The sequence below is a fragment of the Bacillus sp. GbtcB10 genome, assembly GCF_019091365.1.
Classification (GTDB): Bacteria; Bacillota; Bacilli; order Bacillales; family Bacillaceae; genus Bacillus; species Bacillus altitudinis.
Genome location: NZ_JAGXJP010000140.1, coordinates 1 through 272, shown reverse-complemented (window position 1 = coordinate 272; position 272 = coordinate 1). Strand labels below are relative to the sequence as shown.

Here is a 272-nt window from a genome sequence, read left to right as displayed (position 1 = left end):
ACCGCACGCGGAAGACGATACCCCATAATTTCGTACTGTCTTCGCATATAGTTCATATAGCTTCCGAAACAATAGACAATGATAGATTTTGATTCTTTTTCTTTCATGTAGCCCTCTCCCTTTCCATCCCTTACTTAGACGCCAAACAATCCGCCTAACCACGTTCCGATTGTTTTTAATGCATCTGGTTTGTTAATGAAGAATACAACAATTCCGCCACCAACAATTAACGTAATCGCTTTTCCCCATGCGCGCTTTGCCGCTACGATCAA

General features: G+C 42.3%; 1 protein-coding gene and 1 pseudogene. Both read right to left on the bottom strand.

Annotated elements, in window-relative coordinates; genetic code table 11:
* A pseudogene (locus KVT11_RS21190) lies at positions 1-107 on the bottom strand (TcpE family conjugal transfer membrane protein); the annotation flags it as partial.
* 27 nt (positions 108-134) lie between these two features.
* A partial coding sequence (locus KVT11_RS21185) for a TcpD family membrane protein (protein ID WP_254636538.1) occupies positions 135-272 on the bottom strand: 138 nt, incomplete at its 5' end.